Source organism: Agromyces cavernae (assembly GCF_021044935.1).
Lineage (GTDB): Bacteria > Actinomycetota > Actinomycetes > Actinomycetales > Microbacteriaceae > Agromyces > Agromyces cavernae.
Genome location: NZ_JAJNMP010000003.1, coordinates 605,630 through 628,568 on the forward strand (window position 1 = coordinate 605,630; position 22,939 = coordinate 628,568).

Annotated in this window: 18 protein-coding genes; 4 read left to right on the forward strand and 14 right to left on the reverse strand. The window is 68.4% G+C overall.

All coding sequences use genetic code 11. From position 1 onward, the window contains the following. Positions 1-6 precede the first annotated feature (6 nt). From LQ757_RS14145 to LQ757_RS14185, 9 genes are read right to left on the reverse strand one after another with little or no spacing between them, the layout of a single operon-like run. Positions 7-789 (reverse strand): enoyl-CoA hydratase/isomerase family protein, encoded by a 783-nt coding sequence (locus LQ757_RS14145; RefSeq protein ID WP_231047888.1) that lies wholly within the window; start codon positions 787-789, stop codon positions 7-9. After that, the gene (locus LQ757_RS14150; protein ID WP_231047889.1) at positions 786-1,922 is read right to left on the reverse strand and encodes a type 2 periplasmic-binding domain-containing protein; all 1,137 of its coding nucleotides are present in this window, start codon (positions 1,920-1,922) and stop codon (positions 786-788) included. The genes LQ757_RS14145 and LQ757_RS14150 overlap by 4 nt, the downstream gene beginning before the upstream one ends. Beyond that, positions 1,922-3,142 carry a CaiB/BaiF CoA transferase family protein gene (locus tag LQ757_RS19435; protein WP_231047890.1) on the reverse strand — a complete coding sequence of 407 codons (1,221 nt, stop codon included), beginning with the start codon at positions 3,140-3,142 and terminating at the stop codon, positions 1,922-1,924. Before LQ757_RS19435 ends, LQ757_RS14150 begins: the two co-directional genes overlap by 1 nt. Then, complete coding sequence (locus LQ757_RS19440) at positions 3,139-4,245, reverse strand: Gfo/Idh/MocA family protein (RefSeq protein WP_231047891.1); 1,107 nt, start codon at positions 4,243-4,245, stop codon at positions 3,139-3,141. Before LQ757_RS19440 ends, LQ757_RS19435 begins: the two co-directional genes overlap by 4 nt. Further along, complete coding sequence (locus LQ757_RS14165; RefSeq protein ID WP_231047892.1) at positions 4,227-5,189, reverse strand: MBL fold metallo-hydrolase; 963 nt, start codon at positions 5,187-5,189, stop codon at positions 4,227-4,229. Before LQ757_RS14165 ends, LQ757_RS19440 begins: the two co-directional genes overlap by 19 nt. A 20-nt stretch (positions 5,190-5,209) precedes the next feature. Further along, positions 5,210-6,361, reverse strand: a complete 1,152-nt coding sequence (locus LQ757_RS14170; RefSeq protein ID WP_231047893.1) for a mandelate racemase/muconate lactonizing enzyme family protein — start codon at positions 6,359-6,361, stop codon at positions 5,210-5,212. A 13-nt stretch (positions 6,362-6,374) separates the two neighbouring features. Next, a complete protein-coding gene (locus LQ757_RS14175) occupies positions 6,375-7,277 on the reverse strand; it encodes a carbohydrate ABC transporter permease (RefSeq protein WP_231047894.1) in 903 nt (300 codons plus the stop codon). Beyond that, a complete protein-coding gene (locus LQ757_RS14180) occupies positions 7,270-8,214 on the reverse strand; it encodes a carbohydrate ABC transporter permease (protein ID WP_231047895.1) in 945 nt (314 codons plus the stop codon). Before LQ757_RS14180 ends, LQ757_RS14175 begins: the two co-directional genes overlap by 8 nt. Before the next feature lies 1 nt (position 8,215). Further along, entirely contained in the window at positions 8,216-9,544 is a 1,329-nt protein-coding gene (locus LQ757_RS14185; RefSeq protein ID WP_231047896.1) for an ABC transporter substrate-binding protein, read from the reverse strand. 173 nt (positions 9,545-9,717) lie between these two features. On the opposite strand from LQ757_RS14185, the gene LQ757_RS14190 reads away from it, so the two are divergent. Beyond that, on the forward strand, positions 9,718-10,470 hold the full coding sequence (locus LQ757_RS14190; RefSeq protein WP_231047897.1) for a FadR/GntR family transcriptional regulator: 753 nt from the start codon (positions 9,718-9,720) through the stop codon (positions 10,468-10,470). Positions 10,471-10,503: 33 nt separating this feature from the next. On the opposite strand, the gene LQ757_RS14195 is transcribed toward LQ757_RS14190, so the two are convergent. The 4 genes from LQ757_RS14195 to LQ757_RS14210 form a co-directional block, all read right to left on the reverse strand. Then, a complete protein-coding gene (locus tag LQ757_RS14195; protein WP_231047898.1) occupies positions 10,504-11,346 on the reverse strand; it encodes a carbohydrate ABC transporter permease in 843 nt (280 codons plus the stop codon). Next, positions 11,346-12,326: a carbohydrate ABC transporter permease gene (locus LQ757_RS14200; RefSeq protein WP_231047899.1), complete on the reverse strand. Its 981-nt coding sequence runs from the start codon at positions 12,324-12,326 to the stop codon at positions 11,346-11,348. Before LQ757_RS14200 ends, LQ757_RS14195 begins: the two co-directional genes overlap by 1 nt. Positions 12,327-12,379: 53 nt before the next feature. Further along, positions 12,380-13,663, reverse strand: a complete 1,284-nt coding sequence (locus LQ757_RS14205) for an ABC transporter substrate-binding protein (protein ID WP_231047900.1) — start codon at positions 13,661-13,663, stop codon at positions 12,380-12,382. 204 nt (positions 13,664-13,867) lie between these two features. After that, on the reverse strand, positions 13,868-17,317 hold the full coding sequence (locus LQ757_RS14210) for a right-handed parallel beta-helix repeat-containing protein (RefSeq protein WP_231047901.1): 3,450 nt from the start codon (positions 17,315-17,317) through the stop codon (positions 13,868-13,870). Positions 17,318-17,550: 233 nt separating this feature from the next. Between LQ757_RS14210 and LQ757_RS14215 the strand changes: the two genes are divergently transcribed. The 3 genes from LQ757_RS14215 to LQ757_RS14225 are packed head-to-tail and all read left to right on the forward strand — an operon-like array spanning position 17,551 to position 20,773. Then, a complete protein-coding gene (locus LQ757_RS14215; RefSeq protein ID WP_231047902.1) occupies positions 17,551-18,543 on the forward strand; it encodes a hydroxyacid dehydrogenase in 993 nt (330 codons plus the stop codon). Beyond that, the gene (locus LQ757_RS14220) at positions 18,543-19,268 is read left to right on the forward strand and encodes a ThuA domain-containing protein (RefSeq protein WP_231047903.1); all 726 of its coding nucleotides are present in this window, start codon (positions 18,543-18,545) and stop codon (positions 19,266-19,268) included. Before LQ757_RS14215 ends, LQ757_RS14220 begins: the two co-directional genes overlap by 1 nt. Next, positions 19,265-20,773 (forward strand): hypothetical protein, encoded by a 1,509-nt coding sequence (locus LQ757_RS14225; protein ID WP_231047904.1) that lies wholly within the window; start codon positions 19,265-19,267, stop codon positions 20,771-20,773. The genes LQ757_RS14220 and LQ757_RS14225 overlap by 4 nt, the downstream gene beginning before the upstream one ends. A 65-nt stretch (positions 20,774-20,838) precedes the next feature. Here the strand turns inward: LQ757_RS14225 and LQ757_RS14230 are convergent, their stop codons facing one another. After that, the gene (locus LQ757_RS14230; RefSeq protein WP_231047905.1) at positions 20,839-22,860 is read right to left on the reverse strand and encodes a right-handed parallel beta-helix repeat-containing protein; all 2,022 of its coding nucleotides are present in this window, start codon (positions 22,858-22,860) and stop codon (positions 20,839-20,841) included. Positions 22,861-22,939: the final 79 nt, after the last annotated feature.

A 22,939-nucleotide genomic window follows, 5' to 3' on the forward strand; every position in this document is an offset into this window, starting at 1 on the left:
TCGTGGTCATCGGCGGTGGAACACCGCGGCGCGCTTCTCGGCGAAGGCGGCGCGGCCCTCGTCGGCGTCGGCGGTCGCGAAGGTGATGGTCTGCAGGTCGCGCTCGTAGCGGATCGACTCGTCCTGCGTCATGTTGAACGCCGCACGCAGGTTGGCCTTCGCCGTCTCGGCCGCGATCGGCGGTCGGCTCGCGATGACGGCCGCGAGCTCGCGGGCTCGCACCAGCAGGCGTTCCGGCTCGACGACCTCGCTCACGAGTCCCCAGCGTAGGGCGGTCGCCGCGTCGACGGCGTCACCGGTCATGAGCATGACGGCGGCGTTCGATGGCCCGATCGAGTGGGCGAGGAACGTCGACATGCCCCCTCCGCCGATCCAGCCGAGCTTGATCTCGGGCGCCGCGAAACTCGCCGTCGTCGATGCGAGACGGATGTCGCAGATGAGCGCCGTCTCGAGGCCCCCGCCGAAGGCGTACCCATTGACGGCTGCGATGACCGGCTTGCGGCCCACCCGGATCGCGTCGCAGTAGTCGGTGCGATTGCGGAAGTCCCACGGGGTCGCGTACTTGTCGAGTGTTCGGATGTCGGAGCCCGCGCAGAAGGCGCGTTCGCCCGATCCGGTGAGGATGATGACGCGGATCTCGTCGTCGTCGTTCGCGTGCTCGATGAGGGAGACGAGCGCGTCGGACATCTCCTGCGTCACCGAGTTGAGCTTCTCGGGGCGGGCGAGGGTGATCGTTGCGATCGCACCGTCGACGTCGATCAGGATGTTCTCGTGCGGCGACTGGATCATCGGATGCTCCTTTCGGGGACCGCCGCGAGGCGGTCGAAGAGGTCGTTGACGTGGTCGACCGCGCCGGGCCGTCCGCGGAGGATGGCCTCCCGCAACACGGCTGAGGCCGCGGCCTGGAAGGGGATGTAACCCGCCACCCGCGGGCGCACCCACGACTCCTCGATCGTTGCGATGGTGCGGCGATAGAAGTCGCCCAAGGAGGAATTGACGGCATCGTCGGTCCAGGCCGAGCGCAGGCTCGGCTGGCCTGCATCGGCCGGGATCCGCGTGCGCTGGACCTCGGAGTCGAGCAGGCCGGCAAGGTGGGCGATCAACGCCGCGTCCGGATCGCAGCGAGTGGAGATCGCGATCCCCGTTCCGCCGATCGTCGACCCTCGCCGCGTCGCGATCCCTACGCCCGGAGCATCGTCGAACCGCAGCGGATCAGGGCCGCTCGCGTAGTTGACGTAGCCGTAGACGAGCGGGATGTGGGCGATGTCGCGCTCCCGGCGCATCCGCTCGAGCAGTCCGATCGGGTTGAGGTCGGCGGTTCCCGGCGGCAGGGTACGGGCGATGCCGGTGAGCATGGCGAGCGCGCGTTCGCCGACGACCGGGTCGATGAATCCGGCACCGGGAACGACCGACGGCTCGCTGCCGAGCGCGACGCACAGCGAGGCGAAGGTGAGGAACGCGTGCGGCCCGGCGAGGCTCAAGGCGACCGGCGCGACGGTCGCGAGGTCGGCGACCTCTGCCCACGTGCGCGGTGAGGTCGGAACGAGTTCGGGGACGCTCACGGCGACCTGTGTGGCCGCATCGAGCGGGAGTGCCCAGAGGCGACCTTCGAGCGTGTACGACGCGGCGCTCGGGCCCACCGCCCCCCGCGACACCTCGGCGAGGAACTCGGCCGGGAACAAGGTGTCGAGCGGCCGCACGGCGCCGGCGGCGATGGCGTCGCCGAGGTGCGGATGATCGAGCACGATCACGTCGTAGCGTGCCGCGAGCTCTTCGATGGGGCTCGCTTCGAAGCCCTCGAGCGGCTGCGCATCCCAGTCGATGAGCCGCTCCCGCGCGACATCCGTCGCCGTCGCCGCCGCGCGTTCGAGCGCGAGCCGTCCGCGCGGGTGGTCCCACGTGAGGCCGCGGAAGCGTGCCATCACGCCCCCGCCGGAACGCGGTCGGTCGACCGTGCGGCACCCGACGCGAGCAGGGCATCGATCCGCTCGTCGTCGAGTCCGGCCTCGGCGAGGATCTCACGCGTGTGCTCCCCGACGAGCGGTGCCCCGCGGTAGAGCTGCGGGGGCGTCTGCGAGAAGCGATACGGGAAGCCCGGGGTCTTCACGTGACCCTCGGTGGGGTGCTCGTACTCGATGAACGTGCCGTTGTGCACGATCTGCGGGTCGTCGACGAGTTCCTGGTATCCGTGCACCGGGCCGATCCACATGCCCGCGGCACCGAGCGTCTCGATCCAGTAGCCCGCGGGCTTCTCGCGCAGCTTCGCCGCCGTCTTGGCGTGGATCTCGTCGCGCCGGGTCCAGCCCTCGACCTCGCTGTTCCAGCCCTCGAACGACGGTTCGCCGATGAGGCGACTGAGTTCGTGCAGGTCGGCGAAGGCGAGCGCGACGAAGCCGTCGCTCGTCGCGAAGACGCCGTAGGGCGCGCGGATGTACACGTGGGCGTGCGGCTCCGCCGATCGCTCCTGCGTCTTGCGCCCGACCGTGAAGACCGAGAGCTCCTGCATCTGCAGGGTCGTGAGCGCGTCGAGCATGTTGACGGTCACGAGCTGGCCCTCGCCCGTGCGCTCACGGTGCAGGAGTGCAGCGAGCACCCCCTCGAATGCGGTCGACGCCGTGACGGCGTCGGCGAGGTACTGGCCCGCGGGCGAGGGCTCGTCGCCATGGCGGCCGGCCGACAGCATCGCGCCCGACATCCCCTGCAGCAGCAGGTCCTGGCCCGGTCGATCACGGTACGGCCCGTCTTCGCCGTAGCCCGAGATCGAGACGTAGACGATCGACGGGTTGATCGCGCGCAGCGACTCGTAGTCGACTCCCAGTCGCGCGGCGACCCCCGGTCGGTAGTTCTGCAGGAAGACGTCCGCTCCGGCGATGAGCTCGCGCAGCGCCTCCTTGCCGTCGGCGTTCTTGAGGTCGAGGGCGACGGACCGCTTGTTGCGGTTGAGCGAGAGGAACGACACGTTGATCTCGTTGCCCACCGCACCTCCGGCTGCGGCATGGCGCTGCCATTCCCCGGTCGTCGGCTCGACCTTGATCACGTCGGCCCCGAGGTCACCGAGCCGCTGAGCGGCGAACGGCCCGGCCATCGCGATGGAGCAGTCGATGACGCGGTACCCCGCGAGCACTCCCCTGGTCTCGGTCACGCGGTCTTCTCCTTCTGGTTCACGGATGTCTCTCCGTGCACGGTCGTCTCCACTCCGCCGTCGGCGGCACTGCGCAGCATGGCGTCGATCAGCTCCACCGAGCGTGCCGCGACGACGGCATCCGAGTTGTTCTCGGTGCTCGCCCCCGCGATGAGGTCGATGAATCGGTTGGGCGGCACGATGCACTCGTACGCGCCCGCACCCGGTTCGATGTCGAGGTCCCACCGGGTTCCGTCGTAGCGGTGCAGGCTGACGCGTTCGCGCTCGGTGTCGAGCAGCAGCACGCCCTCGGTTCCGAAGATGCGGATGTCGACCTGGTACGGGTTCCCGTCGGGCAGGGTCGCGGCACCCGAGAGCGAGCCGAGCGCACCGCCGTCGAAGGTGATCACGGCGGCGTCGAACAGGTCGACGGCCGCACCGCCGGTCGAGACCTTCGCCATGACCGAGGACGCACGCAGTTCGCTCAGCCAGAACAGCAGCGCACTCGAGTGCGTGACCTGCCCGTGGGCGTAACCGCCGCCACGGGCGGGCGACTGCCACGTGCTCGGCTCGGGGCCGCTCGTCTTGGAGTCCCACAGTGAGCGGATGTGGTTGGTGTCGCCCGCGAAGAGCCCGCGTGTCGGCGATGCCATGTGGCAGAGCACGTGCTGGATCTCGCCGAGGTGGCCCGCGGCGACGAGCCGCTTCGCCTCGACGATGAACGGCTTGTAATTCCATCCGTAGGGCGCGAGGAAATGCACGCCGCGCTCGCGCACCCGGTCGGCGAGGTCCCAGCCCTGATCGGCATGGAGGGTGACGGGCTTCTCGACGAGCACGTGCAGGCCGCGGTCGATGGCGGCGACCGCCTGCGGGTGGTGCAGGTCGTGCGGCGTCGAGATGACGACGGCGTCGAGGTCCTGATCGAGCAGTTCGTCGTAGTCGGTCGTGGCCATGCCGAAGCCGAACTGCTCGCGCACCGCCTCGAGCTCGGGACCGATGCCGCAGACACCGACGAGATCGACGTCCTCGCGGGCGGCGAAGATCGGGAAGTGGTTGCTCGTCGCCCACCATCCGGCGCCGACGGCGCCGAGTCGCACGCGGCCGCTCACGCCGACCACCGCCACCGGCGGCGCCCCGCGGCATCCGTCTGCGAACCGACCAACCCTCGCTGCTCGAGCCGCTCGAGGTTGCCGGTGACCGGGAAGACCGCGTAGTCGAGCGCGTCGGGCGCCCACGGGCCCAACTCGGCTCCGGCCGAGCGGACGAGCTCGAGGGTCGTGGCCGCGGTGCCCGATTCCGACAGCACGCGTGAGAGAACCGCATCGAGGTGCTCGGTGTACTCCTCGCTCTCGTCGAGGAATCGGGCGACGCCGTCGCCCTCGTAGATCGGGTAGTGGGCGGTCAGCAGCACGTCGGCGTCGAGCGCGCGGAAGGCGCGCAGGCTCTGCACGTAGGGCTCGACGTCGCGGTACGTCGGCGGGAACGCCGGCCGCCCGTCGGCGGTCATGACCGTCGTGCCCAGCGTGGCGTCGCCGATGATCAGTGCACGGTTGGCGCTGTCGTGCACTGCGACGTGCCCCGGGCTGTGCCCCGGAACATGCAGGACGCGCACCGAGCGTCCGCCGAGGTCGAACTCCTCGCCGCCCGTGAGGCGCCGATCGACCGCGACCAGATCGGAGACGCCGCGCAGGTACGCCGTCGTCTCGGGCGGGTCATCGAATCCGTCGGTGTCGCGGAACTCGCCGTAACGCACGTCGATGAGCCGCTCGACGCTCTCGACGAGCTCGGCATCGAGGTCGTGCGCGAGGATCTGCACGGTGGGGATGGCCGCCTTCAGCGCGCCGTTGCCCCCGGTGTGGTCGTAGTCGCAGTGCGTGTTGATCGCCCACCGCAACTTGTCGCGCGGGATGCCCGCTGCGTCGAGATACGGCAGCAGCGTGTCGGTGATGCTGTCGCGCACTCCCGTGTCGACGAGCAGCGCCGCGTCGTCGCCGACGAGCAGGTAGAGCGCGACGAAGCGCTCACCGAGCGGCGCCTGTACGCGATGAAGGCCGGGCCTGATCTCCATGTCGGTTCGATCCCTCGCTCTCAGCGCTCGATGCCGTCGAGCACGACGCGCAGTCCTGCCCGGGTGGGCCGCATGTGGGGTCCGGCCGGGTTCGCCCATCCCTCGCCGTCGCGGGCACCCTCGATCGCGGCCTCATCGACGTGGATGCCGGCACCGGGCTCATCGCTCAGGAGGATGCCGCCATCCGCGAACTCGTGGTCGACCGCCACCCCATGGGCGAAGTCGATCGACTGGACCTCGGTCGTCAGGTGGTTGGGCACGGCCGTCATGACATGCGCGACCGCCGGGTTGGCGTTGTAGCCGACCGGGCTGATCGGCAGATCGCGCGCCGCCGCGGCGAGCGCGAGCCGGTGCATGTGGCTGACGCCCCAGATCGCCCCGGCCTGCACGACGTCTGGCGCGCCGGCCTCGAAGAGCGGCCGGAACTGCTCGACACCGGTGAGGTTCTCGCCCGTCGCCACGGCCGCGCGGATCGCCGTGCTCAGGCGGGCATGCCCGACGGCGTCCCATCGTCGCAACGGCTCCTCCACCCAGAGCAGGTCGACCTTCTGCTCGAGCGCGCCGACGTAGCGCACCGCCTGCTTCACCTGCCACGATTCGTTGGCATCGAGCATGAGTCCGGGTCGCGACGTGTTGCGGCGCAGGGCGTCCGCGAGGATTCCCAGCCTCCGCAGGTCGGTGTCGACGTCGAGCCCGCCCTTGAGCTTGCCGGCGACGAACCCGCGCTCGGCGAACTCCGCGTAGAAGCTCGCCAGCTCGTCGTCGTCGAGCGCGATGTCGAGGCCGGAGGCGTATCCCGGGACGAAGCGGTCGCGCCCGCCGAGCAGTCGCCACAGCGGCTCGCCGGCGGCCTTGGCCTTGATGTCCCAGATCGCGGCGTCGAGCGTTGCCACTCCACCGTAGGTCGCGCCGGCGTGACCCGACTTGAACACCTGGGCGAGCATGCGGTCGAACAGTGCGGCGGCCCCGCGGGGATCCTCCCCGTCGAGAGCGGGGAAGAGGCGGGCGAGGTCGGCATGCGAGCCGAGACCGACCCCTTCGATACCGGCGTCGGTCTCGAGGATGACGATCGGAACGTCGGTGACGGCTTCGGTGATGTGGCCGTTGGCGTCGCCGATCGCGCGGCGCCAGTGCTGCTGGGCCGTGAGTGTGCGGTAACCGGTGATCTTCATGTCGTACTCGCAGTCATTCCTTGGTTCCGCCCGCGGTCATTCCCTCGACGAGGAAACGCTGCGCGAACAGGAAGATCAACAGGATCGGCGCGACGGAGAGCAGCGTCGCGAGCGCCAGGGTCGGCAGCTGGATGACGATGCTGCTCGCCGTCGTCGGGTTGAAGGCCGGGACGTTGGAGAGCAGGTTCGCCAACCCGACCTGCACGGGGATCTTGTCTCCACCGACGACGAGGAACGGGAGGAAGTAGTTGTTCCAGTTGGCGACGAAGCTGAAGAAGCCGACCAGGGCGATGACGGGTGTCGCGAGCGGCATGGCCACCTGCGCGAACACCCGCAGCTCACCCGCGCCGTCGATGCGCGCGGCGTTCAGCAGGTCGCGCGACACCGCCGTCGAGAAGTAGATGTAGGTGAGGTAGACCCCGAACGGGAAGAACGAGAACGGCAGGATCACGGCGAGCGGGTTGCCGATGAGTCGTGCCGCGCTGAGCTCGAGGAAGATCGGCAGGACGAGCGCGGTGTTCGGGATGAGCATCACGATGAGCGTCGTCACGAGCAGGAGCCTGCGGCCCTTGAACTCGATGAGTGCGAGTGCGTACCCGGCCGGGATGCTCACGACGAGCGTGATGGCGAGCGCGGCGAACGAGTAGAGCGCCGAGTTGCCGATCCAGGTGGAGAACACTCCGCTGCCGAACGCGAACAGCTCGTTCCAGTTCGCGACGAGTTGGTCGAACGAACCGAAGCTGAACGGGCCGTCGAGCAGGAGCTGGGTGTTGGTCTTCGTCGGAGCCAGCAGCAGCCAGATGATCGGGAGGATGAAGAAGGCCGCGAAGACGAGCAGGATGATCGTCACGAGCGCACGCCCGATCCACTGTCCTGGGGTGAGTGCGCGTCGACGGCGCACGGCGAGATCAGTCACGTTCGAACAGCTTTCCGCGGAAGATGAAGACGGCCGACAGTCCGAGTGCGACGACCAGCAGGATGAGCGAGATCGCCGCGGATCCCGAGAAGTCGCCCTGCCGGAAGGCGTAGAGGTAGGCCAGCTGGTTGAGGGAGTAGTCCTCGGGCACGACGTTCTTGGTCGCCTGCGCGAGGATCTTCGGCTCGACGAAGAGCTGCGTGCCCGCAGCCAGGGACATGATGCCCATGTAGCTGATCCACTTGGTCAGCATCGGGAGCTGGATGTGCCAGGCCGTCTGGATCGCATTCGCGCCGTCGATGCGCGCGGCTTCCATGATGTCGGCGCTGATGTTGTTGAGCGCGCCGTACATGATGACGATCCATCCGCCGGCACCCGCCCAGAAGGCGATCACCGTGAAGACGACGGGAAGGTTGTCGACCGCCACGACATTGACCAGCGACTCGTACCCCATGCCCTTGAGGAGCGCCGAGACCGGGCTCACCGTCGGGTCGAGGACGAACAGCCAGAGCAGCACGCTCGAGGCGCCGGCGATGGCGCCAGGGATGTAGAACAGGAACCGTGCCGTGTTGCCGAGCCACCGCACCCGGATGGCATGCACGACGATCGCGAGGATCACGACGAGCACGATGAGGCTGACGAGCCAGTACACGATGTAGAGCGCGACGTGCGCGACGGCCGGAAGGAACCGGTAGTCGTTGAACACGCGGACGAAGTTGTCGACGCCGACGAAGGCGCCGTTGCGAGTGAACGCGAGGTAGATGGCGTACAGCGTGGGGAGCAGGCCGAAGGCCAGCAACAGCAGCGTGTAACCGCTGACGAAGATGTAGCCGTACCGCGACTGTCCTGCGTTCACCCGGCTGGCGCGCCGGCGCCCCGGCCGACGTCGCCCGGTGGGGACGGCGTCGACCGGAGCGGGAGGAGCAGTGACGGTCATGTCACTTCACCGTGTACCCATTGACGGTGGCCTCGTTCTCGAGCTCCTCCTGCCAAGCCGGCAGCAGGGACTCGACGGTCTCGCCCGCGGCGATGCCGGGGATGACGACCTTCGCCCACGCAGTCTCGGGGCTCCACGAGGTGACGTTCCAGCCATCCCAGACCTGAGCCGCGGCATCCGACATGACGGTCTTGAAGTCGTCGTTCACGAAGTAGGCCGCCTCGGCCTGCTTGTCGAGCCACTTCTCCGCCGCAGGCGTGTAGGCGGGGTATCCCGACGACGCCTCGACCTGGAACTCGTCGGCGCTCGTGACGAACTCGAGGAAGGTCTTGACGGCGTCGAGGTTCTTCGAGTGGCTGGAGGCGTACCACTGGCCGCCACCGACGTTGCCGGCTGCGACGTCGCCGCCTTCCCACGAGAGAGGCGGGGCGACACCGATCTGACCCGCCGGCGTGGCGAGCCCGCCCTGGAAGATGGCGCCGGTGTACCAGACCGGGCCCGGAACGCCGACGAGCTTGTCGGCGTACTTGGCTGCGAACTCGGCACTGAAGAAGCTGTCCTGCACGAGGGTGCCATTGGCGAGCATGCCGTCGATGATCTTCGAGATGCCCTCAGCGTTCGCGTCGCTCGTGTCGGAGTGGAAGACGGCAGTCTCGGGAGACTGGAAGACCGGAGACTCGGAACCGCCGTAGTAGACGTAGGTCATGAAGCTGTCGCCCATGCTGCCGAGGATGTACCCCGGGTGCTCGGCCGCGAGCTTGTCGCCCAGGGCGCCGTACTCCTCCCAGGTCGTCGGAACCTCGTAGCCGAACTGGTCGAGCAGCGTCTGGTTGTAGAAGAAGACGGTCTGGGCGAGGTCGTTGCGCAGGCCGTAGACCGTGCCATCGATCGTCGCGTAGTCGAGCGAGCCGGGCGCGAAGCCGTCGAGGAAGTCCTGGTCGAGGAAGCCCTTGTTGAGCGGCGCCGCGAAGCCCTGCTCACCGTTGAGGGTCTGCTTCGAGGCCCAGATCGCGTCGTTCTGCTGCGTGGAGAAGACGACGTCGGGCCAGCCCTCGCCGGCCTGGTCCATCAGGGTGATCTTGCTCTGGAACGATCCGCTGCCACCGGCGTTGCCGTCGTAGGTCTCGAGCTTGACCGGGATGTCGGGGTAGGCCTCCTGGAAGGCGGTGACCGCGGGCTCCCGCGACGCGTCGACCCAGACGGTGATCTCACTGTCGGGCACCTGCTCGGCTTCGGTGAAGCCGTACCTTCCCTCACCGCCGCCGGACGCAGTGGGGGCGCACCCGCTGAGGACGAGCAGACCGGCGGCCGCTGCGGCCACCACGGTCATGAGCCGAGTGACTCGGCGTCGGGAGGACGTTTGCTGTGACATGTCGCTTCCTGTTCTGGTCGGCGTCTCTGACGACACACCCTGAGTGGGATAGACTGATTACATCATACGTCTTATCAAACTGCAAGCGAAAGGTCATAGGTGTGACTAGCAACGGCCGATATGCTGTGGCCATGTCAATCGAAGCGGTCAGTGCGGAACCGAGTTCCGCGTACCCGACGATCGCCGCGCGCGCCAAGGCGCCCCGCCTCGGTGTGACTGTCGTCGCCGACCTCGTGGATGCCATCGTGCGCGGAGATCTCCCTCCGGGAAGCTCACTTCCCCCCGAGGCCGTGCTGTGCGAGCAGTTCGGGGTGAGCCGCACGGTCATCCGGGAGTCGGTCAAGCGCATCGAGGAGAAGGGCCTCGTGACGGTGGCCCAGGGGCGCGGCACGCAGGTGCTGACCGCCGAATCGTGGAACATGGTCGACGCGACCGTGCTGTCCGCGCTCGTCGCCAACGATGCCACCCTCGGCATCCTCGACGATCTCAGCGACGTGCGCGCATCGCTCGAGGGCGTCATCGCGCGCGATGCGGCCGGTCGCCGGACGCCCGAAGAGCTCGAGCGTCTGCGCGAGGCACTCGTCCTCATGCGCGACACGATCGAGGACGAGAAGAAATTCAGCGCCGCAGATGTGGTCTTCCACGCGACCGTCGGCGAGATGACCGCGAATCGGCTCGCCGTCAATCTCGTCAACACGTTGTTCGGACAGGCGCGCGAAAGCGCCCGCTTCCACCTGCACAGCCAGCTCGACGTGACACTCGACGAGCACGAGCAGGTCTTCGCCGCCATCGAGGCCGGCGACCCCGACGCGGCGGAGCAGCGGATGCGCGCGCACATCCTCGACGCATGGGAGCGCCGGCGTCCGCCCAGCCCGCGGCGATAGCCACCCGCTCACTGCGGCGATGGGGTGTCGAACTCACCCCTTGACGGCGCCCGCGGCGAGCCCCCCGAGGATGAATCGCTGCAGTGCGATGAAGATCACGAGGATCGGAGCCACCGCGAGCAGCAGGGTCGGGAACACGACCTCGTAGTTCGTCGAGTACGACGACACCGCGGCGTACACGCCGGTCGTGATGGTCTTCGCCTGGGAGCCCGGACCGAGGATGAGCTGCGGACTCACGAAGTCGTTCCACGCGCTCAAGGTGTTGAGGATGAACGCCGTCGCCACGATCGGCTTCATGAGCGGGAAGATGATCGTCCAGATCACGCGCAGCCGCCCGGCTCCGTCGATCGCCGCCGCCTCGTCGAGGGTGCGCGGCAACATGCGGATGTATCCGCTGAAGATGAACAGCGTGAACGGGATCATCGAGGCCGACATGAACAGCACGAGCCCCGGGATGGTCCCCATGAGCCCGAGGGCCTTGAGCACGAAGATCGCCGGGACGAGGATGATCTGCGCCGGAATGAACATGCCCGCGACGAAGAACATCAGGAGCGCGGCGAAGACGATGCCCGGCGTTCGCGCGATGACGTACGCCGCCGGGATCGAGAAGCCGATCGCGACGAGGTTGCAGGCGACGACGAGGAAGATCGTGAACGCGTAGCCCTCGACCACGGGGAATTGCGTGCTGTTCCACGCCGCCTCGAGGTACTCGGTCGAGGCGGTGCCGAGATCGAGGCCGAGCGGCGACAGCAGAATCTCCTGCTGCGGCTTGAACGCGTTCACGATCATGATGTACATCGGCACGAGCATGGCGAGCGAGAGCACCGACAGGAATGCGATGCGAACGGTGTTCGTGATGCGATTGGTGCGTCTCATCAGGCGGCCTCCGCCCCTTCGTCGGCGCGGCGCCGCATGGTGATGATGGTGAACGAGAGGATGCCGGCCGCGACGATGAGCAGCACCGCCTGGGCGCACGCGAGGCCGACGCGGTTGTTCGCGAACGAGACCGCGAGGATCTCGTAGGCCCACGTCTGCGTGGCGTCTCCCGGGCCGCCGTTCGTCAGGCCGAGGACGACGTCGTAGACCTTGAGGAGCGAGAGCACCGACGTGATGATCGTGACGGTGACCGTCGGCGCGAGCGCCGGCCAGGTCACGTGCCGGAACACCTGCCAGCGGGTGGCGCCGTCGATGCGTGCGGCCTCCTGCAGCTCGGGCGAGACGGCCTGCAGGCCGGCGATGTACAGGATGAGCTGTACGCCGAACTGGGCCCAGACGATGACGCCGACGAGGGTGTACAGCGCCCAGTCGGGATCGGAGAGGAAGGGCAGGGTCGTGCCCTGCAACTGTGTCATGAGCGCGTTGATCGCGCCCTGCGGGCCGAGCAGCGCCTGCCAGAGGAAGCCGACGACGAGTGCCGAGAGGACGTGCGGGTAGAACATGATCGCGCGACCGACGCTGTTGAACTTCGAGGGCCGGTGCAGCAGCAGCGCGAGCCCGAGTGCTATGCCGTTCACGAGGAACGAGCCGAGCACCGCGATCACGACGGTGACCGTGATCGAGGAATGCATCTCACCGGCGGGATCCTCGAAGATGCGCAGGTAGTTGTCGAAGCCCACCCACTCGGGGCTCTGCGACGGGATGCCGTTGTACCTCGTGAACGAGTAGTAGACCGCGAATCCGACGGGGACGACCATGAGGCCGACGTACACCACGAGGGCCGGAATGGTCAGCGCGCCGTCGAACAGGCGCTGGACGTCGATGCGGCGGCGCCTCGATGCCGACGGCGTGCGGCGGCCGGGCGCTCCCCGGCCGGTACCGCGGGACGCGGGGGCGTCCCCCGCGTCCGGGGTGGACACCCCGGACGACGAGGTGCGCCCCCGCGACAGCGTTGCATTGCTCGCCGACATGATCAGCCGGTCTGCTCCGCGTCGTACCAGGCGGTGAGGTCGGCGGCGACCTCGGCGGGCGAGCGGCCCTGCCAGAGGCCCTGCACAAGTTCGGTGAACTTCGCGTTGAACCCCGCCACCGGCAGCGCGTAGTCGCCGACGGTCTGGTTGCCGGGGACCACGAGTTCGGGGGCCGCGTCGACGAGGCCCTGCACGAGGGCGTCGTACTCATTCGTCGAGACGTCGAGTCCGGGGCGGCTGAAGCTGTCCATCGCGGCCTGCGCCTTGATCGCGTCTTCGTCGGTGGCGAGGTACTCGACGAGCGCGGTCGCCGAGGTGACATTCGACGAGCCGTTCCACACCATGTAGGGGTAGGCGAGCGTCGCGCCGATCGGGCCGGGCGCGTCGGATGCCTCGTCCACTGGCGGGGTGAACACGCCGACCTCGAACGAGGGAGGGCTCGCGGCGAGCGTCGTGGTGAACCATGAGCCCATCGGGTAGATGCCCACCGTGCCCGCGATGAAGTTCGCCTCCTGGGTGCCCGAGTCGGTCGCGACGTCGTCGGCGGTGGTGTATCCGGCGTCGATCCAGTCGCTCAGGTGCTCGAAGAGCGGTTCGAACTGCTCGCCGAGCGTGCTCTCGCCGCCGGCCACGGCCTGCTGCCACGCCGGCGTGGTGAGGTTCTGCTGCGGGTGCCAGACCTGCTGCGCCTGCACACCCGTCGCCCAGTCGGCGGCGAACGCGATGGGGCGCTCGACCCCCGCGGCGTCGAGCGCGGCGAGGGCCTCGTCGAACTCCTCCCAGGTCTTCGGGGTCTCGGTGATGCCGGCCTGGGCGAAGAGGTCCTTGTTGTAGTAGAGGACGGACTGCGCCTGGGTGCCGACGCCGACGACGTTGGTGCGGCCGTCGGTCGAGTAGGTGTCGACCATGGGCGTCTCCGCGACCCATGCCTGGTCGGTGAGGTCGAGGATCTCGGGCGCCGTGTCGACGGTGGGGAAGATCGACTCGATCACGTCGGGAGCCGTCCCTGCGGCGAGCAGGGCGGGGAAGGTCTCGGCGACCGATTGGCCGGTCGGGCCTTCGATCTTCACGTCGACCCCGGTCTCCTCCTCGAACGGGGCGACGAGCGCCTCCCATTTCGCCTGGGTCAGGTTGTCGGTGATGTTCACGAGCATGCGGACCTCGCCGCCGACCTCGCCATCGCCCTCGGCGCCGGCGCCGGGCGACGAGCAGGCGCTCAGGACCATCAGGGGCGCGACCGCAGCGGCCGCGATCCACGGTGCTCGTCGTCTTCCGGTTCCAGACATCGTTGTCTCCTCTCCTGATCCCGCTCGGGTGCGGGACGATGCTCGGGTCCCTGGGCAATACGACCCATAGGACATATGACGTATACATCGTACGCGCCAAGCCTGAATCGGGCAAGCGCTTTCCCCAGAATCGCGATCCCTCGCCCCCTCGCGCAGCAGGGGCGCCGTCGATCGACTCGGCGACGCCCCTCCCTCCGCCCGCCGTCAGCGGACGTCGACGACCATGGCCTTGCTCTCGCTCTGGCCGAGCGCATTCATGAATTTCATGACGTAGCTGTGCGCCCCCGAGCCGCGCCCCTCCAGCGCCACGCTGACGCGTTGCGCCTGCGGCGTCGCATCCGCAAGCTCGCCGGTCGCGATCTCGACGCCGTCCTCGCTGAGCGACCACGACGTCGCATTCGTGCCCCACCGGAGGTCGGCGGTCACGGTGTAGTCACCGTTCCGGTCTCGATTGTCGTGCGAGAGAACCGGCTTCGCCGGCGCCGCCGCATCGACCTTGACCACGTGCGCGGCACAGGGTGTCGCGCCCGTGAAGTTCACGAGCTCGCAGGTGTAGGTGTACTCGCCGTTCGGCTTGCCGCTGATCGGCACGGTCACCTTCTGCGCCGAGGGCGTGTCGGCGTCCAGCGCGACTTCGGCGACGACGACTCCATCTTCGAAGAGGCGGAAGCTCGTTCCGTTCTCCCCCCACCACATGTTCGCGGTGACGGTGAAGGAGCTTCCGCGGATGCCGTCGTGGGAGTTGTCGTCGCTCAGGACGACGCGGCCCGGCACCGGGGGCAGCAGCGCCTCGATGCTCGTCGTCAGCGCGGCGAGTGCCTCGTCGATGTGCGCTTGGGACGCATCGGTGGCGTCGCCGACCGCGACCGCCGCCCCGAGCGCGTCCTCGAGGCCCGCGGTGTCCCCGACCGGGTCGGTGGCGAGGAAGCGCTCGGCGCGATCGACCTCGGTCCACAGCGCCGCTGCGTCGCCACGGTCGGGACGACCCATGCCGTCGCGCGAGACGAGCCCGTTCCATCGCTCGACCCACTCCGCGCCGAACGACTCGGCGACGGCGCCCGACGACGAGAACTGCAGGGTCTCGAGGTCGAGTCCGGCGGCCTCGACGGAATCGGGCTTCACGAGGTTCGTGTTGATCTTGTCGCTCCAGCGCGAGAGCGAGTACGACGACGCGGGATTCGCGAACGTGTTCGTGCTGCCCTGGTACTCGCCGCCGCCGATGATCACCGAGTGGTCGAGTTCGTTGCGCGCCTGCACGTAGAGCGAGTCCTCGTTCTCCCAGATGTCCGAGCGGCTGCATCCGTTCGTGGCATCGACCGCGTAGTCGGCGACGGTGCAGGGTTCGCCGGTCTCCGTCACGCGGGGGACGTACCAGTCGTCGATCTCGGGGAAGGCGATCGGGGTGCCGTCGGAGTACTCGGCCGCGCCATTCGTGTAGTGCTCGACCCACGCCTCGATGATCTCGGGCGTCGAGCTGTACTTCTCGCCCTCGCGAACATCGAGGTACGCGTTGAACCGGCTCTGCACGACCCAGGCGTTCGAGACCGGCAGCCCCTTCTCGCCCTTGCGGTGGTAGAGCTGATCGTGCCCGGTGCGGGCGACGTCGATGAACACGTTGTCGTTCGCGGTGTTGCTGTGGCCCGACTGGAAGAACACCCCCGAGTGGGAGTCCTTCACCACGTTGTGGTGGAAGCGCATGCCCGAGACGCCGTCGTCCATGTAGAACGCGTCGTTCTTGCCGCCGACCTTCTCGAAGAGGTTGTACGCGACCTCGTTGCCGAGGTAGGTGTAGTCGCGCCCGGTGTAGACGACGCCCTGGTCGCCCGCGTTCTGGAGCACGTCGAAGAAGTGGTTGTGATTCACCTTCATGTCGTTGCCCATGATCTGGACGGCCATGTGCGGCGCATCGTGCACGTAGTTGTACTCGAACGAGTTGCCGACGCCGTAGAGGTAGCCCGCCGGAGTGTAGGTGGCGAGCTTCGAGAAGCGGGTGATCTCGTTGTGGTGCGCGACGTTGTCGCCGCGCTCGAGCGTGTCGCGGTCGCCGCCCCCCAGCAGCACTCCGCCGCCGCCGAGGTCGTGCAGGAACGAGTTCCGGACGACGTTGCCGTGTCCGCCGCGCACGGTCTCGTAGTCGGGCAGCGCGGTGATCGTCTCGGTGGTCTCGCCGATCCGGATGGCGTCCATGCTCACGTTCGAGATCTCGACGCCATCGATGAGCGTGTCCTCGGCATCGAGCAGCTGGACCCCGCTCACGAGCGAGTTCGACATCGCCAGATCGCGCAGCACGACCCCGGTCGTGCCCTCGAGCGTGAAGAAGTTCTCGTCGAACGCCGAAAGGGTGATCTGCTTGCCGTCGATCGTGCCGCCCTCGGGCATGAAGTACAGTACGTCGTTGCCCTCGAAGCGGTCGATGTAGTACTCGCCGGGCGCGTCCAGCTCGGCGAGGACGTTGGTGGCCTTCACCTTGGTGTACCCGTCGACCGGGATGTACATCGAGGGGTACTTCGTGTACAGGGTCGTGCCGCTCCACGAGAGCATCCGGACCATCTCGTTCGCGTAGTTGTTGCCGAGGTAGCCCGCGAGCCAGCCCTCGGTCTCGTACCGGGAGTTGTCGATGTCCTCGATCCACTCGGGGTCTGCCTGCACCGGGATGTCGGCGTACTCGCCGAACCCGCGGGTGCCCCAGTCGTGCACGGTCGGCACCGCTTCGGGCGCCCAGCCCTGGTAGCGGTCGCCTTCGAGCGCCCGGCCGCCGACCTCGAAGATCGCCGGAGTCATCTTGCGGAGCTCGTCCTGCGACCAGGTGTCGCGCGAGACGCCGTCGGGCAACTGCTGCTTCTTGTCTTCGAACTGCGCGCGCGGCGAGGTGCCGCTCGCCTGCCAGTCGTCCTCGACGCCGAACCGACCCTCGAGGTCGACGTGCATGAGGTCGCGCGGCGCGGTCGCGCCCCACTTGCTGCCCGTGCCCCAGAGGTGACAGTCCGTCTGCGAGGTCGTGCAGGAGTCGTCGTTCGGATACTCGGCAAGCGTCTGCAGCGTGCCGTCGACGGCGAGCTCGGGCGCGAACGGCTGCTGGAGCCAGTTGAAGCCGTTCTTGTACAGCGTGCCGGGTTCGACGCCGGCCGCGCCGAGGTCGTACACCCAGGCGCCGGCGCGAGCGCTCTCGTCGTGCAGTCGCGACTGCGACGAGAACTGCGGCTCGGCGAGCGCGTCGTCCGACATCTCGCTGAGCTTCTGCCACCCGTCGGCCGAGAGCTGATGGGCGCCGGTGATCTGCACGTCCTCGCCGCGATAGGCGGCGTACGTCACCCACGAGTGCTCGTCGCCCGCAAGCGTGATCGCGTCGTCGAGCACGTACTCGCCGCCTCGGATCCAGACCGTGCCCGGCGCATCCGCGCTCGTCCTGCCTGCCAGCGCATCGCGAGCGGCCGTGATCGTGCGCAGTGGCGAATCGATCGTGCCGTCGCTCGCGTCGTCGCCGTCAGGCGAGACGTAGACGACCAGCTCGGCCGCGGACGCGCTCGTCGACTGCGACGCCGCGTTCGCTGCCGCCGGCGCGGCGCACATGGCGCCGAGCGCGATGGCCGCGACGAGGGCGACAGGCCATCGGCGAGGCACCGACCTCGTGTCGCCGGATTGCGTTCTCCTCATTGAGATCTCCCTTGTCTCTCATCGGTGCACACGCGGCGACGAGCAGGCGGCCGTGTCGGATCGGATCGGACCGTCGCAGCCGCCCTCATTGCCGGAGCACATGGAACACCTAGGGATCGTACGTATGATCTATCGCTCGGGCAAGGGCTTTCCCAGATTCATCTGATGTGTTATGAATGTCAGACCGACGGAATCGGCGCGCCGGTCGGACGCGCCAAGACGAGAGGCGTGGCATGCGACCGAAGGCGGTCTTCGCGATGAGTCCGGGCTCGCTGGTCGGCCAGCTCTTCACCGCCGAGATGCTCGCCGAACTGCAGGCGCTCGCCGACATCGACCCCGGCGTCGTCGTCACCGAACTCGACGACGCGGGGCGCGCCGCGCTCGAAGGCGCGGAGATCGTGCTGGGCGGCTGGGGTGCGCCGCGAATCGCCGTCGAGGATGCTCCCGCACTGCGTGCGCTCGTCTACCTCGGCGGCGTCGCCGTCACCTGCCTCGACACCCCCGAGCGCTGGGCAGAGCGCGGCCTCCTCGCGGCGAACGCGCGCACCGTCAATGCGATCCCCGTGGCCGAGTACGCCCTCGCGATGATCCTGCTCGCAGGCAAGGACGCCTTCGCGGTGGAGCACCGGTACCGCGAGCAGCGCGCCCTGCCCGACCGGGAGCACGAACTGACCGGCATCGGCAACTACCGCCGCACGGTCGGCGTCGTCGGCCTCTCGCAGATCGCGCAGGTGCTGATCGAGCTGTTGAAGCCCTTCGACCTCGACATCGTCGCCTTCAGCCCGTCGCTGACGCCCGCCCGGGCCGAAGGACTCGGTGTGCGCATGGCCTCGCTCGACGAGGTGATGGCGACGAGCGACGTCGTCTCGCTCCACCAGGCGGTCACACCCGCGACGATCGGGCAGATCGATGCACGGCTGCTCGCCTCGATGCGCGACGGCGCGACACTGCTCAACACCGCCCGTGGTGCGGTCGTCGACCAGGACGCACTCGTCCGCGAGCTGCGGACCGGCCGGATCCGCGCCATCCTCGACGTCACCGAGCCCGAGCCGCTGCCGCGCGACCACGAGCTCTGGAGCCTGCCGAACGTGACCTTGACCCCGCACCTCGCCGGCTCGATCGGCACCGAACTGCATCGCATGGGGGCCAACGCGGTGGCCGAGGTGCGACGATTCGTCGAGGGAGCGCCGTTCGAGTACCCCGAGCAGATCGGAGGACGACGCTGATGGCGTCGCACGCGACCGAACGAGCGGGCCGAGCGAGCCGCCCACGCAGCGCCCTCGTCGTCCGCGGCGGCTGGGAGGGCCACGACCCAGTCGGCTGCACCGAGCTCTTCATCCCACATCTCGAAACGCAGGGGTTCGCGGTCGAGATCAGCCACGACCTCGCCGTCTACGACGACGACGAACGCCTCGCCGCGACGGACCTCGTCGTGCACAGTTGGTCGGGTGGCGCGCTCACCGCGGCGCAGGAGTCCAACCTCGTCTCCGCAGTTCGCGGCGGCACCGGGTTCGCGGGCTGGCACGGTGGCATCATCGGCACCAACGTCGCGAACGCCGCCTACCTCCGCATGGTCGGCGGCCGCTTCCTGTTCCACCCCGAGGGATTCCAGGACTACACGGTCCGCATCGAGGCGGAGCCCGAGCGCGACGGGGAGATCGTCGCCGGGCTCGAGGACTTCGCGGTGCACACCGAGCAGTACTGGGTGCTCTCCGACTCGCACAACACCGTACTCGCGAGCACCGTCTTCGACGTCGAACCCGGTGGGGAGTGGGGCGAGCCGGCCGCCATGCCCGTGACCTGGACCCGCCGATGGGGTGCCGGGCGGGTCTTCGTCTGCACCCTCGGACACCGCGTGGGCGATCTGACGCAGCTCCCGACGAACACCATGATCCAGCGCGGCCTGCTCTGGGCCGCGCGCGCCCGACCGATCCGAGAGGCCCGCCAGTGAACCCCGCCGAAGCCGCAGCCCCCGATGCACTTCCTGCTCACCGCACCGACGCACCGGCGCCTTCGGCGCCCCGCCGCCCCGACGTCGCGGCACTCGCCCGCTGGATGCGCACCTGGGTCGGCGAGGGCGGCGAGATCCGCGGATTCCACAACCACAGCGTGTGGGGCACGAACCCGGCGACGTTCCTCGACTTCACGAGCGGGCACCAGGCGTTCTCGGCACCCGCGACCGCGGCGTTCGGCGAGGCGCTCGGTCGCCGCTACGACGAGCGGGGACTCGAACTCTGGCGTCGGCTCATGCTCTTCCAGGCCCGAACGGTGCAGCCCGACGGCCAGTACGCGCACATCGGCTTCCAGGTCGGCGAATCCGCGACGTCCGGGCTCATCCACAACATGGTCGGAAGCCTCGGACTGCTCGAGGGGCTGCGGCATGCCGGCCGGTACCTGTCCGATGACGAGCGCGGCGAGGTGCTCGCGGCGGTTCGGGCGAACCTCGACGCCTGCGTGGTCTACGGCGGCGGGCGTCCCGGGCCGGACGGCACCTGCAACCAGGAGTACGCCCGCGTCTGGGTCAAGCTCCTCTACACCGAGCTGTCCGGCGACGAGAGCTACGCCGACGAGATTCCCGAAGACCTCGATGCGCTCATCGCCCTGCACCATGTGCGCGGGGTTCCCGACGACGACAGCGTCGGCACGTTCCGTGTCGCCGCCGACCGCCTCCGCGGGGGCATCCTCGAGCCGGCCGAGTATTACGGCCTCATGGTCGTCCCCCTCGTGCTCGCGGCACGACGCTACGGCCGCCCGGATCTCCTCGAGGAGGCCCGCGCGATCTGCCGCCACGTCGCCCGCTCGGCGTGGACGGACGATCGCGGCGAGACCCGCTACCACCGGTACTGGTATCTCATGGGCGACCGTGCCCTGCTCTCGACGACGCCGATGCTCATCGCGGGCATGGGCCTGAGCCTCCGTGGGATCGCGGAGGTGCTCGCCGAGGGCGAGGACGCAGAGCTCTCGGCCTTCGTGGATCGCTGCCTCGGCACCTACGCCGCGTACCAGACACCGGCGGGTTACTTCGCGTCTGCCACCGGCTGGCACAACGAGGCGGATGTCGCGCCGAGCACAGCGTGGCACTCTCACGACCTCATGTTCCTGATGCACTGGTCGCCGACCGATGAACAGTTCTGGGATCACGTGTTCGCGGCATCCGACCGCCAGTCGGTGCTGCTCTCGGACCGTGCCTACTGGGTCGAGGACGACGTGCACTGGTGCATCCTCAGCCCGCTGACCGCGGGCGACCTGAGCCTCTATGGCCGGAAGGACCGCGACACCTTCGCGAGGTCGTTCTTCTCGTGGACCGATCGCGAGCCCCTGCCTGCAGACCTTGCCTATCCCGATGCGCCGACCTTCTTCGCGGCGGACGACGGTCTGTACCGGGTCGACGACCCTGCTCGCGATGTCGATGTCAGCTCGATCGGCACGGTGCCGTATCGGGGACGGATCACGTAGTCACGCATGCAACGACTGCGGCCCGCCGGGATCCCGGCGGGCCGCAGCCTTTCGTGCTCTGGAGGTCAGCGCCGCGCGCCGGCCTCCGCCATCACCCGCTTGGCCTCGTCGGGCCACTCCTCGCGGGGAACCCCGTTGAGGTCGACCTCGTCGGTCCAGTAGGTGCGGTACTCGGGGAACCGCACGTACCGCTCGCGCCCGCCCGTCCACCAGTTGCTCGTGAACTGGAGGTCGAGGGTGTTGAAGATCTCGGGACCCTTCGTGTCGGCGTTCACGTAGATGTACCGACTCGAATCGAGGATCACGTTCTCGCGCACCTCGATGTACCGCGACCCCTGGTCGATCAGCATGCCGAAGGTCTCACGGCTGTCGTAGATGTAGTTGCGCTCGATCACCGTGCCGGGACCCGACGACAGGGTGTAGATGCTGCCGCCGTCGTGCATCTCGTTCTTCGTGTCGTAGATGAGGTTGTACGCCACGTGGTTGTCGCGGAACGTGGTGGGGGTGTCGTAGACGGGCTGGTACTCGAACAGTCCTGCGTCCTTGTAGTACTGGTTGCCACCCGGGTCGTTGATGCCCCAGCCCCAGCCGATGTCGATGCCGTCGTACGGCAGGTCGGTCAGCGTGTTGTGGGAGATCTCTGCGCGCGTGACGTACGTCGAGAGGATCCCGGCGCTGTCGCGGTAGCTCTGTCCGACACGGGTGATCGTGTTGTCGACGATGGTGATGTCCTTCACGGTCATGCGCTCGTCGCTCGGGTGGTGCGCGTCGGGCTGCACGCCGCCGACGACGATGCCCGAGCCGCCGAGGTCGGCGAACTCGTTGCCGAGCACGTCGATATCGGATGCCCCGTAGCCGACGCCGGTGGCGTGAGCGTTCGGGTCCATGCCGATGCCGAGGCCCACCGAGCCGAGTTGGTCGAACCGGTTGCCCTGGAAGGTGACGTGGTCGGCCGCGGACACCTGCACCGCGGCAGGGATCTGCCACCATTCGTTGCGGGTCTGCTCGAACTCGGGGCATCCGTCCTGACAGGTCGTCAGGTAGTCGGCCGGCGGGGTGTATTCGCCGACGATGTGCGCGCCGCTCTGCTGGTCGGCGTAGCCCCACTTCGAGCTCGGCCGCAGCCAGGTGGTGTGCGCGAACTCGATACCCTCGAAGGACAGCCCCGTGACCGGCCGGTCGTAGGTGCCGCCCACCTCGACGAGCGTCTCGAGCTCGGGGAGGCGCACGTCGACACCGTCCATGGTCGCGCCGTCGGCGGCCTTGTAGAAGACCTTGCCGGCGGGCGAGTCGAGGTACCACTCGTCGGCGTTCGCGAAGAACTCGTAGGCGTTCACGAGGTAGAGCGCCCCGCGGTTGTACGGCGACTTCAGCGTGTCGTAGCCGAAGTTGTTGTTCTCCCACGCGGGCTGCACCATGTTGATGTCGCTGCCGACGATCGAGTCGACCGGCGAGATGCGGTCCGTGAACGAGCCCATGCTCACGAGCTCGAGGTCGGCGTGGTTGCCGAGCGCGCCGAGGTCGCCGAAGCGGTCGTCGTTCAGCGTGATGCCGGTCTCGGTCCAGGTGAGGTGCGCGCGGTCCCGCTTGTCGGCACCAAGCAGGAGCTTCGTCTTCTCGGCGGGCTGCCCGTCGACGTAGAGCTGTCGAGACTCGGTCCCCGGTGCGACGTCGGCCACCCAGATGTTCTGGTCAGGATCGTGCAGCGTCCACCCGGTCAGGGCGTGGCCGCCCGAGAGCACGGCTTGCTCACCAGGGGCGCTCGCCCACGTGACGGTGTGGCCGTTCGCCCCGCCGTCCTTCGCGTCGAAGCGCAGGGGGGCGTCGAGCTCGTACGTGCCTCCGTCGAGGAGCACGCGCACGTCACGTGAAGCCGCCTTGTTCTTGACGACGCTCTGCGCAGCGTGGATCGAGGGAACGACGATGTCGCCCGCGGGGGCACCTGCTTTGCCATGTGGTGCGACGACCACGGTCAGCGTCGGATTCGGGCTGGCGACCGCCGGCTGCCCGATCGCGACGACTCCGGCGGCCACGAGCGTCAGGGCGGCAACCGCCCCGGTCGCGCGATGACGAGTGAGTATCTTCATTGATTTGCTCTCCATACATTAGTCGAATGACGTAACACCTTTAACGTATTGAGAGGGTTGGGGTTCGTCAACCGCGTAT